Below are 16,323 nucleotides of genomic sequence, written 5' to 3'. Positions count from 1 at the left end.
CTGTAACCCATTTTTACGTAAAGCTTTCCAAATAAAGTTGTGTCACGTCGCCGCGCTGTTTACCCTTTGCGCCGAATTATGTGTCCTTCATGGAGTGGATTGTTATGTTTAAGCAACTTGTTACGGGAAGCGTTTTAGGTCTGGCACTGCTGAGCGGCGGCGCGCAGGCGATTGAGGGCAGTGTTGACGTGGGTGAGCACAGCACCAACCTGAACCTTGGCCTCGGCACCGCTTCACCGGGTCTGTTTCTGAAAGGCAACTGGCTGCGCAGCGATCACGACGGCAGCACTTACGGCCTTGGTATGGGTTATAACCTGGATGTGGGTGATTTCCGCGTGGCACCGACGGCAAAAGCGCTGTTCACCCATCCGGAAGATGGCCGTGATGGCTTCACCGTGGCGCTGGGTGCCGGTGCGCAGTATAACTTTAACAGCATGTGGGGCCTGTACGGCGAATATTACTATGCGCCGGAAGCGTTCTCCGATCGTCTGGACAGCTATAAAGAAGCCTCAGGCGGCCTGAGCTTTACGCCGATTTCACTGCTGAACCTGCGCGTTGGCTATCAGTACATTGAGCTGAACAACAAAGGCGACCGTAAAGATAACGTGCTGGTCGACGGCCCGTACGTCGGTGCGTCGCTGCGTTTCTGATGACTGTACCAGGTGCGCATGAATGCGCACCCTACGAAATTCCGTAGGGTCGCCATTTATGGCGACCTGGTCAATCACCGCACTACGTTCATGGCGACCTGGTCAATTACCGCACCGTGTTGATGGCGACCTGGTCAATCACCGCACCCTCTCAATCTTAATGTGCTTTCCCTTGCGAAATCCCGACGCCCGTTTGTGAACGGATGAACTGTCCGCGGAATTTCGCCCGCTCCAGCGCCCCCTGCTGGGAATGATCGGTAATGGAAAACAGCCAGGTGCCGACAAACGCGACCAGCATCGAGAACAGCGCCGGATACTCATACGGATAGACTGGCGTTGCGTGTCCCAGTACCTGCACCCAAATGGTCGGGCCGAGAATCATCAGCACCACCGCCGTCAGCAGGCCCAGCCAGCCTCCCACCATGGCGCCGCGCGTGGTCAGCTTTGACCAGTACATCGACAGCAAAATAATCGGGAAGTTACAGCTGGCGGCAATCGAGAACGCCAGGCCGACCATGAAGGCAATGTTCTGTTTCTCGAACAGAATGCCCAGCGCAATCGCCACCACGCCCAGCACCAGCACGGTAATCTTTGACACCCGCAGCTCTTCTCGCTCGGTGGCCTGACCTTTGCGGATCACGCTGGCATACAGGTCATGCGACACCGCCGAAGCACCGGCCAGCGTCAGGCCGGCCACCACCGCCAGAATGGTGGCGAAGGCTACCGCCGAGATAAAGCCGAGGAACAGGCTACCGCCGACCGCATTGGAGAGATGCACTGCCGCCATGTTAGTGCCGCCAATCAGCGCGCCGCTGGCGTCTTTGAAGGCCGGATTAGCGCCGACCAGCAGAATCGCGCCGAAGCCGATAATAAAGGTCAGGAAGTAGAAGTAGCCCATAAAGCCGGTGGCCCAGAACACGCTTTTGCGTGCTTCTCTTGCATCGGCGACGGTGAAGAAACGCATCAGAATATGCGGCAGGCCGGCGGTGCCAAACATCAGGCCCAGACCGAGCGACAGCGCCGAGATCGGGTCTTTCACCAGACCGCCTGGCTGCATGATTGCGCTTCCTTTCGGATGCACCGCCATCGCCTCGGTAAACAGCGTATTAAAGCTGAAACCGGTGGCTTTCATCACCATGATGGCCATAAAGCTGGCGCCAAATAGCAGCAGCACCGCTTTGATAATCTGCACCCAGGTGGTGGCGAGCATGCCGCCAAACAGCACGTACAGCACCATCAGAATGCCGACCAGCACCACCGCGATGTGGTAGTCGAGACCGAACAGCAGCTGGATCAGCTTACCGGCACCCACCATCTGCGCAATCAGATACAGCGCCACCACCACCAGCGAACCGCAGGCGGAGAGGGTGCGGATGGGCTTTTGCTGCAGGCGATAGGACGCCACATCGGCAAAGGTATAGCGGCCCAGGTTACGCAGGCGTTCGGCTATCAGGAACAGAATCATGGGCCAGCCGACGAGGAAGCCGAGCGAGTAGATCAGCCCGTCGTAGCCGGAGGTGTAGACCAGCGCGGAGATACCGAGAAACGAGGCGGCCGACATAAAGTCACCGGCCATCGCCAGGCCATTCTGGAAACCGGTGATGTTGCCGCCGGCAGTGTAGTAATCGCTGCGCGAGCGGGTGCGTTTGGACGCCCAGTAAGTAATGCCGAGCGTGGCCGCCACGAAGACCACGAACATGATGATCGCTTCGTAGTTGGTGGCCTGTTTTTGCACCGCGCCGGTAATGGCATCGGCGGCAAATACGCTGGCTGGTACGATAGCCAGCGAGGCGGAGAGCAGGCGCTTCATGATTTCACCTCGCTGACAATCTGTTTGGTCAGACGATCAAACTCGCCGTTGGCGCGCCAGACATAAACGCCGGTCAGCAGAAACGACACCACAATCAGGCCGACGCCGATGGGGATGCCGCGCGTCACATTGGTGCCGGCGTGCAAGGGCGTGCCGAGCCAGCCGGGCGCGAAGGCAATCAGCAGAATAAAGCCGACGTACAGTACCAGCATGATGAGGCTGAGCAGCAGCGCAAACGACTGACGTTTGTGCACCAGCTCCTGAAAACGCGGATTGCTTTCGATTTGTTGCCAGACGGCTTCCTGTTGGTTCAGGGCTTCGTTCATCACATTTTCTCCAGAGGCAAGGCAGACAGAAAACTCACGGCAATGTGATTTAACTGGCTGAATATTCTAGTTATAAAGGTTGTGCGATGGTGAAAAGCATACGGCGTAAGGATGGAAGAGCGGAGAGTTGCCTGCCGGGGACAGGCTGATACTCTCCGCCGGGTCAATGCCGGTTATGGCATGGTGATCGATTGTTTCTCCTCGAGCAATTTCTCCACCACGCCCGGATCGGCCAGCGTTGAAGTATCGCCAAAGTTGCTGGTATCGCCGGCGGCGATCTTGCGCAGAATACGGCGCATGATTTTGCCGGATCGGGTTTTTGGCAGCGAATCGGTCCAGTGCAACACGTCTGGCGTGGCAATCGGGCCGATCTCTTTACGCACCCAGTTGCGCACCTCACTGTACAGCTCTGGCGACGGCTCTTCGCCGTGATTCAGCGTGATATAAGCATAGATCGCCTGGCCTTTAATGCTGTGCGGTATCCCCACCACCGCGGCTTCGGCAATTTTCGGATGCGAGACCAGCGCGGACTCGATCTCCGCCGTGCCAAGCCGGTGGCCGGAGACGTTCAGCACGTCATCGACGCGGCCGGTGATCCAGTAATAGCCATCGTCGTCACGGCGCGCGCCGTCGCCACTGAAGTAGCGATTTTTAAACGTCGAGAAGTAGGTTTGCTCAAAGCGATCGTGATCGCCAAACAGCGTGCGTGCCTGGCCGGGCCATGAGTCGACGATCACCAGGTTACCCTCGGTGGCACCGTCCAGCGTATTACCTTCGTTATCCACCAGCGCCGGCTGGACGCCAAAGAAGGGTTTGGTGGCCGAACCGGCCTTCAGCTCGGTGGCACCGGGCAGCGGCGTAATCATGAAGCCGCCGGTTTCGGTCTGCCACCAGGTATCGACGATCGGGCAACGGCTGTCGCCAATCTTTTTGTAATACCACTCCCAGGCTTCCGGGTTGATGGGCTCGCCGACCGATCCCATGATGCGCAGGCTGCTGCGCTGGGTGCCGGCAATCGCTTTATCACCCTCGGCCATCAGCGCGCGGATAGCGGTTGGTGCGGTGTACAGCAGCGTGACCTTATGTTTATCCACCACTTCCGCCATGCGGCTGGGCTGGGGCCAGTTGGGTACGCCTTCGAACATCAGCGTGGTGGCCCCGCAGGCCAGCGGACCGTAGATCAGATAGCTGTGCCCGGTAATCCAGCCCACGTCGGCGGTGCACCAGTACACATCATCGTCATGATAATCAAAAACATATTTGAAGGTGGTGGCAGCATACACCAGGTAACCACCGGTGGTGTGCAGCACGCCTTTCGGCTTGCCGGTGGAGCCGGAGGTATAAAGGATAAACAGCGGATGTTCGGCCTCGACCGCTACCGGCTGATGCTGATCGCTGGCTTTCGCCATCAGTTCATGCCACCACAGATCGCGGCCTTCGCGCCAGCCGGTCTCTTTGCCGGTGCGCTGGAACACCACCACGTTTTTCACGCTGGTGACGTTTGGATTGTTCAGCGCATCATCCACGTTTTTCTTCAGCGGAATGCTGCGTCCGGCACGCACGCCTTCGTCAGCGGTAATCACCAGTTTTGCACTGGAATCCACTACGCGTCCGGCCACCGCTTCAGGTGAGAAGCCGCCAAAAATGACCGAGTGCACGGCGCCGATGCGCGCGCAGGCCAGCATGGCGACCGCGGCTTCCGGCACCATCGGCATGTAGATCGCCACCACATCGCCTTTCTTCACACCAAGGCCGGTCAGCACGTTGGCAAAGCGGCAGACGTCGGCGTGCAGTTCACGGAAGGTCAGGGTTTTGCTTTCGCTGGCGTCATCGCCTTCCCAGATAATCGCCGGGTGATCGCCGCGCGTAGCCAGGTGGCGATCGAGACAGTTGGCGGCAAGGTTCAGCGCGCCATCTTCATACCAGCGAATCGAAATATTGCCGGGGGCAAACGAGGTATTTTTCACTTTGCTGTAGGGCGTCATCCAGTCGAGGATTTTGCCCTGTTCGCCCCAAAAGGCCTCAGGATCGTCAACCGACTGTTGATACAGCGCCGCGTACTGATCGGCATTTATCAGGGCATTCGCTGCAATGGCAGCGGGTACGGGATGCTTGTGTATTTGGCTCATGGCTGACCTCCTTGAAGATGTTAATCATATGTCAATCAAAGGTTAATTGAAGAGTGAGGCCGGGCTTTGTTTCTGTTTTGCAGTCTGGATCACGACCTTGTGTAAGGCTGAAAAGTCACCCAATTCAATCTGTTTACCGGCGCAGGAAATGAGGCAAAACCACTGGCTGGATCAATAAAATTATGAACCAGTCGGTTAAATAAGCAGCAAACAGACCGGCACGTTTTTTCAGCAATCCTGAATAGCTATGCGGAAAATTATCGAATTAACACTTTTCATAACAGCGAGTTATGACAGGCGCATGTCAGCAGCATTTTATGCTGCCTGGCTGTGCAGGATTTAAGCTATCGCCCCAGGGGTTGCATTTACCGTAGTGAAAATGGTACTTATCTCGGCCCTGTTCAGCAGGTATCAACTCAGGCTGCATCATCGCGCGGGCGCATAATGCCGGCGCAGCGGTAATTGATGCAGTCCATTATAACCCTCTATTTTATCGGGCTTTTGCTCACTTCCCTGTGTGTAATGTCTTCTGCACCTTCGCAGCAGAGCAAAGGGGTTTTAACTGAGGAAATAACGCGTTATGAAAGGTTTTAAACTCACCCTCGCGTGGCAGATTCTGATTGCCCTGATTCTCGGCGTTATCGTCGGAACCGTGCTGCATAATCAGCCAGACGATCGTGAATGGTTAATCACTAACATTCTTACTCCTGCCGGCGACATCTTTATTCATCTGATCAAGATGATTGTGGTGCCGATTGTTATTTCCTCACTGATTGTCGGCATCGCCGGCGTGGGTGATGCGAAAAAGCTCGGGCGGATTGGTGTGAAAACCATCATCTATTTTGAAGTGATTACCACCATTGCCATTGTGGTCGGCATCACGCTGGCCAACGTATTCCAACCCGGCAGCGGCATTGATATGTCAACGCTGGCAACGGTGGACATCTCTAAATACGAAGCCACAACGGAAGCGGTGCAGGGTGCGCCACATGGCCTGGTGACCACCATTCTGTCGCTGATCCCGCAGAATATTTTTGCCTCGCTGGTCAAAGGCGACATGCTGCCGATCATCTTCTTCTCGGTGCTGTTTGGCATGGGGCTGTCGGCGCTGCCGTCGGAGCATCGCGATCCGCTGGTGACCGTATTCCGTTCCATTTCCGAAACCATGTTTAAAGTGACGCACATGATCATGCGCTATGCGCCGGTCGGGGTGTTTGCGCTGATTGCCGTCACCATTGCTAACTTCGGTTTTGCCTCGCTCTATCCGCTGGCCAAGCTGGTGCTGCTGGTGTACGTGGCGATTCTGTTCTTTGCGTTCGTGGTGCTGGGTGCGGTGGCGCGCTTCTGCAAGTTGCGTATTACGACCCTGATGCGCATTCTGAAAGATGAGCTGATTCTGGCGTATTCCACCTCCAGCTCAGAGACCGTGCTGCCGCGCATCATGCAGAAGATGGAAGCCTACGGCGCGCCGAAGGCGATCACCAGTTTCGTGGTGCCAACCGGCTATTCGTTCAATCTGGATGGTTCAACGCTGTATCAGAGCATTGCGGCGATCTTTATCGCCCAGCTGTACGGCATTGACCTGTCGCTGACCGATGAAATCATTCTGGTGCTGACCCTGATGGTGACGTCGAAAGGCATCGCAGGTGTGCCGGGCGTCTCGTTTGTGGTGCTGCTGGCCACGCTGGGCAGCGTTGGTATTCCGCTGGAAGGTCTGGCGTTTATCGCCGGCGTCGACCGTATCATGGACATGGCGCGCACCGCGCTCAACGTCATCGGTAACGCGCTGGCGGTGCTGGTTATTGCCCGCTGGGAAAACCAGTTTGATACCAAACAGGCCGCCGCCTACGAGCTGCAGCTGCGCACGCAAAATGCCAGCTAAGCGACACGCTCTCTGACTGAACCCGCCTTCTGGCGGGTTTTTTTATGTCCGCTGCCGCAAAAGGCAAAAAAATTGACCTGAGCAGGAGGAATTAACAATTCTATATGATATATAGTTTCAAGAATAAATTATTCCTGAAGGGAGCGAACATGAACATTGATCTGAGCCAGATGATCACCGAGGGCCGCAACCCGGCGAGCCAGAACATTGACGAGCTGAACACGGAAGCGATGCTGCGCGTCATTAACGATGAAGACAAAAAAGTGGCGCTGGCGGTGGAAGCTATCGTGCCGCAGATTGCTGAGGTGGTGGATGCCATCACGGCGGCATTCAGCCAGGGCGGACGTCTGATTTACTGCGGTGCCGGGACCTCCGGCCGTCTCGGTATTCTCGATGCCAGCGAATGCCCGCCCACGTTCGGCACGCCGCGCAGTCAGGTGGTCGGGCTGATCGCCGGCGGCCACACCGCCATTTTACAGGCGGTGGAAAACGCCGAGGACAATCGCGAGCAGGGAGCGCAGGATTTAAAAGATATCGACTTTTCGGCGCGCGATGTGCTGGTCGGCATTGCTGCCAGCGGCCGCACACCTTATGTGCTCGGTGCGCTGGCCTGGGCGAAGCAGCAGGGCGCCTTCACCGCCGCGCTGACCTGTAATCCCAACAGCGCCATGTCGCAGGCGGCGGACGTCGCCCTGACGCCGGTGGTAGGCCCGGAAGTGGTCACCGGCTCGTCACGCATGAAAGCCGGCACCGCGCAGAAGCTGGTGCTCAATATGCTGACCACCGGCGCCATGATCCGCAGCGGCAAAGTGTACGGCAACCTGATGGTCGATGTAGAAGCCACCAATCAGAAACTGGTGCAGCGGCAAATCAACATCGTTAAGCAGGCCACCGAATGTGACGATGCCCGCGCACAGCAGGCGCTGGCAGCGTGCGGCGGCCACTGTAAAACCGCCATTGTGATGATACTGGCGGACCTGAACGCCGATGACGCGCAGGCGCTGCTGGCGCAGAACCACGGCTTTATCCGCCAGGCATTACACCACGCAGGAGCGCAATGATGGCGGCGATCACTGAAAGCTTATTACGCGATATCCTGCAGGCGGTCGGCGGCGCAGGCAACGTGGTGCACTGCGGTAACTGCATGACGCGTCTGCGTCTGACGCTGGCCGATGCCGCGCGGGTCGACAGCGCCCGGCTGAAAACGCTGCCCGGCGTGCTGGGCGTGATTGACAGCGATGCCCAGTTGCAGATTGTGCTCGGTCCTGGCAAAGCGCAAACCGCAGCGGAAAAAATGCAGGTGATGCTGAACAGCGCCACGCCAGAGGCGCCGGGCGATCTGCACAGCATTGCCAGCGCGCAGAAGCAGCAGATGAAAGCGAAGCAAACCAGCGCGCTGCACCGTTTTCTCTCCTGCTTTGCCACCATTTTTACCCCGCTGATCCCGGGCTTTATCGGTGCCGGATTGCTGCTGGGATTTGCCACGCTGATTGAGCAGGTGTGCCATCTCAATCAGCCCGGGGAACACGCCCGCTGGCTGCTGGATACCGTGGCTTATATGAAGGTGTTCGGCAAAGGGTTGTTCACCTTCCTCAGCATCTTAATCGGCTATAACGCGCAGAAAGCGTTTGGCGGCACCGGCGTGAACGGTGCGATTATCGCCTCGCTGTTTGTGCTGGGTTATGTCCCGAACGCGACCGTCGGCTATTACAGCGGCATGCAGGATTTCTTCGGCCTGACTATCGATCCGCGCGGCAATATTATTGGCGTGCTGCTGGCGGCGATATTTGGTGCCTGGCTGGAGAAACAGCTGCGCAAAATTATCCCGGATAATCTCGATATGATCCTTACCTCGCTGCTGACGCTGTTAATTACCGGCGCGGTGACGTTCCTGGTGATCATGCCGATTGGCGGCGAGCTGTTTAAAGGCATGTCGTGGCTGTTTATCCACCTGAACAATAACCCGTTCGGCTGTGCCATTCTGGCCGGTTTATTCCTGATTGCGGTGATGTTCGGCATTCACCAGGGTTTTATTCCGGTCTATTTTGCGCTGATGGAAACCCAGGGTTTCAATTCGCTGTTCCCGATACTCGCCATGGCCGGAGCCGGTCAGGTCGGTGCTTCGCTGGCGCTGTGGTGCAAAGCCGACAAGCATTCGCTGCTGCGCAGCCAGATTAAAGGTGCCATCGTGCCAGGTCTGCTGGGCGTCGGTGAGCCGCTTATCTATGGCGTGACGCTGCCGCGTCTTAAACCGTTTATTACCGCCTGCTTCGGCGGTGCGCTGGGCGGCTTCTTTATCGGGCTGGTGGCGTGGCTCGGACTGCCGGTGGGCATGAACACGGTGTTTGGCCCGTCAGGACTGGTGACGCTGCCGCTGATGACCTCTTCGCAGGGCATCTTTGCCGGTATGGCGGTCTATCTGGTGGGGCTGATCGTGGCGTGGATCGGCGGCTTCGTCTTTACCTGGTGGGGCGGCACCAAAAACGTTGATTTAAGTTAGAAAAGCCCGCGCCGGCAGACCGTCAAGAGGTCTGATATCATTAAATGGATGATTTTGCTGCAATTGTGGTCTGGCTCACAATTGCAGCATTTCGTTAGCGCTGCTTATTATTGAGCGTGAGAATTATCACCCGTCCAGACTTTACTGGAGTGGCTGAAAATAAATGAGGTGATATTAATGCGTTATCACTATAAGCCTTATTTAATTCAGGGTTATAGCCTTTCATTTCCTGCGAAATTCTTATTTCATTCCGATAAATATCTCCGGGCTCGCTTTTGATCTGTGCAGCCATAAAGTCTATATAAGCAACAGCTTTCTCCTGATTTTCACGCATCAGCGGCACCCTCTGTGCCCATAATTAACCACTTGATTCGTTTTGTGAAAATAGAGTTCGCCCATCTACCCCTTTGTTCTTTTTTCGCTGTGCTCTCACAGCGTCGCTGATTGCTTGTTACTGGAGGTTGTATGAGATTCACCCGGAATCCCATTGCGTTAGGGATCGTCGCTGCGCAGGCGGTGTTTTATTTCCCCGGCGTGGGGGAAGCGGCAACACTGGGCGCGTATAATCCGCGCGATAACGACCAGCAGAGCGGCGCGCTGATCGTTAACGGCGGTAGCGCAACCTTAACCGGTAATCAGGCGTTTGAGCCGGGCATCGACGGGGCGGTCAACACCACGCTCGGCCAGGTGACCATCGCGGCGGGCGCACAATACCTTAATCAGGCACGTCTCGATCCCGGTCCGCAAAACCTGGCCATCACCGTGCCGGATCCCACTACCGGCGGCAACACCACCTTTCAGGTGTTTGATTCCGCCAGCCTGGTGGCGCAGGCACCGGTTACCGCCAGCACGGTGGTGCCGGATCTGCAAAACGTGAATGACAATCAGTATATCGACGCGCGCATCGCCGACGTCAGCGGCAGCGGCAGTTCGCTGGATGTCAGCATTGGTCAGGCTAACGCCAACAGCAGCGCCAGCACCAACGCCTGGACCATGGCGGCCAAAAACACCACGCTGTTTCAGGTCAGTAACGGCGGCACCCTCAACTGGAACAACAACAACCGCATCACCTTTAACGGTTCTGCAGCCAACGTCTCCGGCGGCCAGGTGACCGATAGCCTGGCGGTACAAAATCTCGCGACCTATAACGGCAGCTTTAGCGTGCAGACGCTGGACGGCAAAACCACCGCCTTCAACGTCACCAATGCCAGCCAGCTGCAAAGCTACAATAACTGGCTGGTGAGCCAGCTGCAGGCCGGCAATCTCGCGCCGGCCAGCTACCTCAGCGCGTTCAATCAGGCGGTCACTATCACCAACGGCGATATTGTCTATAACGTCAGCGCCACTGCGCCGGATGAAGTGACGCAGCCGATAGGTAGCCGCGTGGTGATCAATGCCGAAGGCGCCGGTTCGCAGGTCACTATCGCCGCCGGTAAAACGCTGGAAGTGGTAGGGGCCAGCGATGGCGCGGTACGCGTGGCCAATGGGGCCAATGCTACCATCGACGGGAAACTGGCGAGCCGCGGCACCGCGCTGGCGCTGGATGGCGCGACGGCTACCAACAGCAGCAGCGGCGTCATCAACGGCGGTTTCCTCAACCGTATTGATGGCACCGGCGTCGGCGCGGCCAGCAACAACGCCACGGCGGTAACGGTGCAAAACGGCGGTGATTTCACCAACAATGGCGTGCTTAACCTCGGTACCACCGGCAGCAATCTGACCAACGGCGTGGCGGGCATCCGTCTTGATGCCAATGCGCAGGCCAGCAACAGCGGCAATATCAACGTGGGCGTCAACGGTTCCAGCGCGCGCGGCACCACCTCCGGCGTGCTGCTCACCACCGACAGCAGCCGATTTACCAACATCAGCGGCGGCACGATTTATCTCGGGCGAGGCGCGCAGAACAGCCTGAGCGACAACGTGGCGGAGACCGCCCTGAACCAGAGCGGGCTGACCAGCGGCATTGCGCTGCTGGCCAACGGTAGCGCCACCAACGACGGGGCGATTGTGATTGGCTCGCGCGTACAGAACGCCGCCGGGATGTCGGTCAGCGGTGCCAGCAATGCCACGCTGATCAACAGCGGCACCATCGACGTCAACGGCAGCGCTGCGCGCGTGCCGCGCGAGAATGTCGGCATGCTGGTCACTAACAGCAACGGTACGCTGGAGAATCGCGGCACCATCAACCTCAACGGCGTTAACGGCACCGGCCTGAAAGTGCTGGCCACCAGTGGTAACAGCGCCGCCGCCAGCTCCACCGGGACCATCAACGTGGCAGGCGGAGCCGATCCGGCCAGCGGCACGCGCAACTTTGGCGTGTGGGTGGAAGGCCAGGGCAGCGGCACTGCCGCAGCGAACGTGGACGGGCCGATTAACCTCACCGGCAACGGCGCGATTGGCGTGCACGCGCGCGGCAACGCCACGGTTAACGTCACGCAGAATGCCATTCCCCGCTTCAGCACCGGCAGCAATCAAATTGGTTTTTTTGCCTATGGCCCGAATGCGCTGATCAACGTAGACGATAACAACGCGTTTGACGTCACCACCACTAATTCGACGCTTTTCCGCATCGAACAGGGCGCGACGTTTGACGGGACTAATACCACGCTGACCGCCTCCGGCGCGGGTGCGGTGGCGGTGAACGGCACCGGCGGTGGCGGAACATTGGTGAAGACCAACAACGCCACGATTAACGTCAGCGGCACCGGCGCCACCGGCGTCAATATCGAGGGCGGTGCGCAGGGCAATATTGACGCGGCGACCACCATTACCCTCAGTGGCAGCAACGCCACGGGCGCGATTGCCGACGGGCAGAAACATACGCTGACCGGTGCCAACAGCCGTGCGCCGGTCGCCAGCACGCGGCTGACCTCCGCCGCAGAACTCAATTCGGCGCAAAACGGCATCACCGGCTATCTGGCGCGCAACCGCGCGCAGCTCAGCAACAGCGGCAACATCAACTTCAGCGGGGCCAATACCACCGGCCTGCGCGTGGAGAGCGGGGCGACCGGCAGCAACAGCGGCAATATCAGCATCAGCGACGGCGGCACCGGTATCGCGGTGAACAGCGCGGGCAGCACCTTCACCACCATCGCCAGCAACAGCGGCAACATCGACGTCAATGGCGGCAGCACCACCCGCCGTTCGCGCGGCGTCAGCGCCAGCGGTAGCCAGGCGGTGGCGAACCTCAACGGCGGTACGTTCACGCTCAACGGCAGTGGTGCCATCGGCGCCGAAGCGCTGGATGGTGCGCTGGTGAATATCGCCGCCGGATCGACGCCGATCTTTAACAATAGCGACCAGATCGCCTATCACGCTGCAGGCAACGGTTCGCGCATCCGCGCCGCCACCAGCGCGCTGGATGTCAGCACGCGTGGCTCGACCGGCTACCGCCTTGACGACGGCGCGGCACTGAGCTTTAGCACGCCGAACAGCCTGAGCGCCAGCGCCGCCAGCAGCACCGGCGTGATTGTCTCCGGCAGCGGCAGTAGCCTCAACAGCGCCAACCTCAATCTGACCGCCAGCGGCGAGGAGAGCACCGCCGTGCGCGTCGAGGGCGGCGCAGCGGCAACGCTCGACGGCAGCAGCACCATCACGCTCAGCGGCAACAACGCGGTGGGCGTGCTGGTGAATACCTTGCGCAGCGATCTCAGCAATGTGCTGGACGGCAGCGCTGCCGCCACCCGCGTCACCAGCAATGCCCGCATCAGCGGCGCTGGCAACGGTGCCGTGGGTTTCGACCTGACCAACGGCGCGGAACTCGAGAACAATGGCGCAGTGACGCTGACCGGCAGCAACAGCATCGGCATGCGCTCGCGCGCCGGCAGCACGCTGACCAACAATGGCGTGGTTAACATCAGCAGCGGCACCGGGTTAGATGTCGGCGGCAACGGCACCACGCTGGCACAGGGCGGCAGCATCAATGTCGATAACGGCGTGGCCGGCGTGCGCATCAGCGACGGCGCGCAACTGGCGCTGACCGGCAGCGATACGCTGATCACCACGCGCGGCACGGCGCATGGCATTTTGCTCGACAGCGGCGCGGCGGCGCTCAGCGCGCGCGACGCCACCATCAACGTACTGGGCAGCGGCAACGGCATCGAAAACCGCGCGGAGCTGGACAACGTTAGCCTGAGCAACCTGACGCTTAACGTCGGCGATGGCAACGGCATCCGCACTGCCGTCGCGTTCGATCCCGCCTCCACCGTGACCACCAATGTATCCGGCAGCGGTAACGGCCTGACTATCGCCAACGCCGATGGATCGACCACCGGCGGCGATCTGACGCTGGGTTCGGGTTACGTTTTCAATGTCACCGGCGCCGGCGGCACCGGGATTCGCGCCAACACCACGGGAAATATCTTCACCGCCGCCAGCGTCAATATCACTAATGCGGCAGGCGGTTCGGCGCTGGTCTCCAGCACCGCCGGCACCATCGTCAACCGCGGCACACTGCGCTCCAGCAGCCTGACGGCGCCGGTGGTCGATCTGCGCGGCGGCAAAACGGTATTCGAAAACCTTGGCACAATCGTAACCGCCACGGCGCAAAGCGTGGCGGTGGCGGGCAGTAACGCCGACGATGTGATTTTGCTGACCCAGGGTGACGTGCTGGGCGACATCAATCCTGGCGGCGGCAGCGACACGTTCCGCTGGACCGGCGGCACGCTCAACGGCAGCCTGACCATGGGCGCAGACAACAACAATATCGCCGAGGTCAGCGGCGTCGATCTCAGCACTACTTACCATCTCACCAGCGGCAACGGCACCGGTAACAGCCTGACCTTCGACCAGATTACGGCGCGCGGCGGCAGCTTCAGCGCGGATGACCTGAGTAAAGGCGTTAACCTCGGCAGCGGCTGGAGCATCATTAACTTCGCGGATAGCCGCTGGACGCTGACCGACAACCTGCAGCTGGCGCACAGCACCATCAACATTGATGGGCGCTCAACGCTGTACGCCGGTGACAACGTGCATCCCACACTGGCGGGCGGCACAGCGGATTCGCTGCAGGTGAATAACAGCGGTACGCTGGACCTCACCAATGGCGGCGGTTCGCCAGGTAATACGCTGGACATCAACGGCTCGCTGGCGTCGATGGGCGGTCAGGCGAATCTGGTGACGCGCCTCAATGACGGCGGCGCGCTGAGCAACCAGTTCACCGACCACATCAACGTCAGCGGTAACGCCAGCGGCACCACGCTGCTCAACGTCAGGCTGGATGCGGCAAGCAGTGCGGCGCTCACCGATCGCAACCGCAACGGCGGCATTGAGGGCAATGAAGGCATTTCGCTGGCGCAGGTGGGCGGCAACGCCGGCCAGAACAGCTTTGCGCTCAGGGATGGCTATCTCGGTGCCGGACCGTGGCAGTACCGGCTGTACAGCTTCGCGCCGGGCAGCAGCGATCCGGCGCAGCGCCTGCTGAGTGGCAGCGGCAACAATTACTGGGATTACCGGCTGGCAAACTACTACGTGTGCGAGGACAGCGACAGCTGCCAGCCAGCGCTGGTGACCAGCGGATTTGGCACGCCACAGCGATACGATGCGCGTCCGGCGGTGGTGCCGCAGGTGCCCTCGTACATTTCGGCACCGGTTGGCCTCGCCTATTACACCGCCGCGATTATTGATGACCTGCACAAGCGTCTTGGCGAACTGCGTCACGAGCAGACGCGCCCGGCGGGTCAAGGCGGTGAGATGTTCCTGCGCTATATCGGCTCGAACCTGAAATACAAAAGCGACCGCAGCTTTAGCGATTACGGCTACGGGTTTGACCTCGACTACAGCGCGGTGCAGCTTGGCGGCAATCTGCTGCGTCTCGACGGTGAGCAGGACAGCCTGCGCGGCGGCGTGGCCTACACGCGCGGCAATACGCGCATCCGTCCGCAGGCGGCAGACGGTTACAGCAGCACCAGCTTCGATAGCGACAGCCTGGCGCTGTACGGCACCTGGCAGCGCCAGAGCGGCTTTTACCTTGACGGCGTGCTGTCGTTTGACTGGCATCGTGGTGAAACCGACATTGCGCGCCAACAGCGCGAGGCAAAGCTGAAGGGCCACGGCTGGACCGCCTCGCTGGAGAGCGGTTATCCGTTTGAACTCGGCGAGGGCTACAAGCTGGAGCCGCAGGCGCAGCTGATGTACCTGAAACTGAACATGAACGATTTCACGGATGAGGACAATAACCAGGTGCGCTATGGCGATTATCACCAGACGATTGGCCGTCTCGGCGTGCGTCTCGACCGCAGCTGGACTGATGACAGCAACCGCCAGTACACGCCTTATCTGCGCGCGAATTATTACAAAGGCTGGGGCGGCACGGCGCAGACATCGGTGTCGGCTGCCGATAACCCGGCGCTCGGCGCCAGCTTCAGCAGCGGTAATTTTGGCCAGATGTGGGAAGTGGGTGCCGGCGGCACGGTGACGCTGCAGCAGGATGTGTCGCTGTACGCCGAAGCGGATTACCGCAAGGAGATCGACGGCAACGGCGCCAGAGGCTGGCGTTACAACCTCGGCGTGCGCTGGCAGTTCTGACAGTATGTGCAAATGACGCGGTCGCCGTGAACGGCGACCCTACGAGAATGGGCATGTTGCGGGATGTGCAGGGATGCGGTCGCCGTGAACGGCGACCCTACGAGAATGGGCATGTTGCGGGATGTGCAGGGATGCGGTCGCCGTGAACGGCGACCCTACAAAATGGGGCATGCTGCGGGGTGCGCAGGGATGCGGTCGCCGTTAACGGCGACCCTACAAAATAGGGCATGCTGCGGGATGTGCAGGGATGCGGTCGCCGTGAACGGCGACCCTACAAAATGGGGCATGCTGTGGGATGCGCAGGGATGCGGTGATGGCACGTTTTTCTGTAGGGTGCGCATTCATGCGCACCGCTGCCGACACTGCGTTCAGCCAAAGCTCGATCTCATTTACCCTAAATGATTTTTTATCGATCCCGCCCGCGGCCAGAACTGTGAAGCGCCGCGCACTCCGGCTTTATTAAGAACAAAAATTAAATAGCCGCGCTAAAGCCAGGCCATT

General features: G+C 59.3%; 9 protein-coding genes. 5 read left to right on the top strand and 4 right to left on the bottom strand.

The window, feature by feature from the left end; genetic code table 11:
- Nucleotides 1-104 precede the first annotated feature (104 nt).
- Nucleotides 105-650, top strand: coding sequence for a YfaZ family outer membrane protein (locus tag AC6I8F_RS17520; RefSeq protein WP_031279754.1), 546 nt, complete (start codon nt 105-107; stop codon nt 648-650).
- 157 nt (nt 651-807) lie between these two features.
- Here the strand turns inward: AC6I8F_RS17520 and AC6I8F_RS17515 are convergent, their stop codons facing one another.
- The 3 genes from AC6I8F_RS17515 to acs all read right to left on the bottom strand — a co-directional run bounded on the left by AC6I8F_RS17515 (nt 808) and on the right by acs (nt 4,915).
- On the bottom strand, nt 808-2,460 hold the full coding sequence (locus tag AC6I8F_RS17515; RefSeq protein WP_021507822.1) for a cation acetate symporter: 1,653 nt from the start codon (nt 2,458-2,460) through the stop codon (nt 808-810).
- On the bottom strand, nt 2,457-2,786 hold the full coding sequence (locus AC6I8F_RS17510; protein ID WP_021313201.1) for a DUF485 domain-containing protein: 330 nt from the start codon (nt 2,784-2,786) through the stop codon (nt 2,457-2,459). Before AC6I8F_RS17510 ends, AC6I8F_RS17515 begins: the two co-directional genes overlap by 4 nt.
- Before the next feature lie 173 nt (nt 2,787-2,959).
- Nucleotides 2,960-4,915: an acetate--CoA ligase gene (acs, locus tag AC6I8F_RS17505; protein ID WP_058774926.1), complete on the bottom strand. Its 1,956-nt coding sequence runs from the start codon at nt 4,913-4,915 to the stop codon at nt 2,960-2,962.
- A gap of 580 nt (nt 4,916-5,495) precedes the next feature.
- Here acs and gltP point away from each other — a divergent pair.
- The 3 genes from gltP (at nt 5,496) to murP (ending at nt 9,297) form a co-directional block, all read left to right on the top strand.
- Nucleotides 5,496-6,797 (top strand): glutamate/aspartate:proton symporter GltP, encoded by a 1,302-nt coding sequence (gltP, locus tag AC6I8F_RS17500; RefSeq protein WP_021507820.1) that lies wholly within the window; start codon nt 5,496-5,498, stop codon nt 6,795-6,797.
- 149 nt (nt 6,798-6,946) lie between these two features.
- Nucleotides 6,947-7,858 (top strand): N-acetylmuramic acid 6-phosphate etherase, encoded by a 912-nt coding sequence (gene murQ, locus AC6I8F_RS17495; protein WP_058780882.1) that lies wholly within the window; start codon nt 6,947-6,949, stop codon nt 7,856-7,858.
- The gene (gene murP / locus AC6I8F_RS17490; RefSeq protein ID WP_059012566.1) at nt 7,858-9,297 is read left to right on the top strand and encodes a PTS N-acetylmuramic acid transporter subunit IIBC; all 1,440 of its coding nucleotides are present in this window, start codon (nt 7,858-7,860) and stop codon (nt 9,295-9,297) included. Before murQ ends, murP begins: the two co-directional genes overlap by 1 nt.
- 94 nt (nt 9,298-9,391) lie before the next feature.
- Here the strand turns inward: murP and AC6I8F_RS17485 are convergent, their stop codons facing one another.
- Nucleotides 9,392-9,631 (bottom strand): hypothetical protein, encoded by a 240-nt coding sequence (locus AC6I8F_RS17485; protein WP_498028293.1) that lies wholly within the window; start codon nt 9,629-9,631, stop codon nt 9,392-9,394.
- Between the two features lie 131 nt (nt 9,632-9,762).
- Here AC6I8F_RS17485 and AC6I8F_RS17480 point away from each other — a divergent pair, with 131 nt between their 5' ends.
- Nucleotides 9,763-15,822 carry an autotransporter outer membrane beta-barrel domain-containing protein gene (locus AC6I8F_RS17480; RefSeq protein ID WP_498028292.1) on the top strand — a complete coding sequence of 2,020 codons (6,060 nt, stop codon included), beginning with the start codon at nt 9,763-9,765 and terminating at the stop codon, nt 15,820-15,822.
- Nucleotides 15,823-16,323: the final 501 nt, after the last annotated feature.

It is taken from the genome of gamma proteobacterium symbiont of Axiagastus rosmarus (assembly GCF_059730925.1).
The sequence above is the reverse complement of the archived record's forward strand: the minus strand, read 5'-3'. Positions and strand labels throughout refer to the sequence as shown.

Bases quoted from the DNA above. Each gene is read 5' to 3' on its own strand.
- AC6I8F_RS17515 (WP_021507822.1), bottom strand. From the start codon at position 2,460: ATGAAGCGCCTGCTCTCCGCCTCGCTGGCTATCGTACCAGCCAGCGTA.
- murP (WP_059012566.1), top strand. From the start codon at position 7,858: ATGGCGGCGATCACTGAAAGCTTATTACGCGATATCCTGCAGGCGGTC.
- AC6I8F_RS17485 (WP_498028293.1), bottom strand. From the start codon at position 9,631: ATGCGTGAAAATCAGGAGAAAGCTGTTGCTTATATAGACTTTATGGCT.
- AC6I8F_RS17480 (WP_498028292.1), top strand. From the start codon at position 9,763: ATGAGATTCACCCGGAATCCCATTGCGTTAGGGATCGTCGCTGCGCAG.
- murQ (WP_058780882.1), top strand. From the start codon at position 6,947: ATGAACATTGATCTGAGCCAGATGATCACCGAGGGCCGCAACCCGGCG.
- gltP (WP_021507820.1), top strand. From the start codon at position 5,496: ATGAAAGGTTTTAAACTCACCCTCGCGTGGCAGATTCTGATTGCCCTG.
- acs (WP_058774926.1), bottom strand. From the start codon at position 4,915: ATGAGCCAAATACACAAGCATCCCGTACCCGCTGCCATTGCAGCGAAT.
- AC6I8F_RS17520 (WP_031279754.1), top strand. From the start codon at position 105: ATGTTTAAGCAACTTGTTACGGGAAGCGTTTTAGGTCTGGCACTGCTG.
- AC6I8F_RS17510 (WP_021313201.1), bottom strand. From the start codon at position 2,786: ATGAACGAAGCCCTGAACCAACAGGAAGCCGTCTGGCAACAAATCGAA.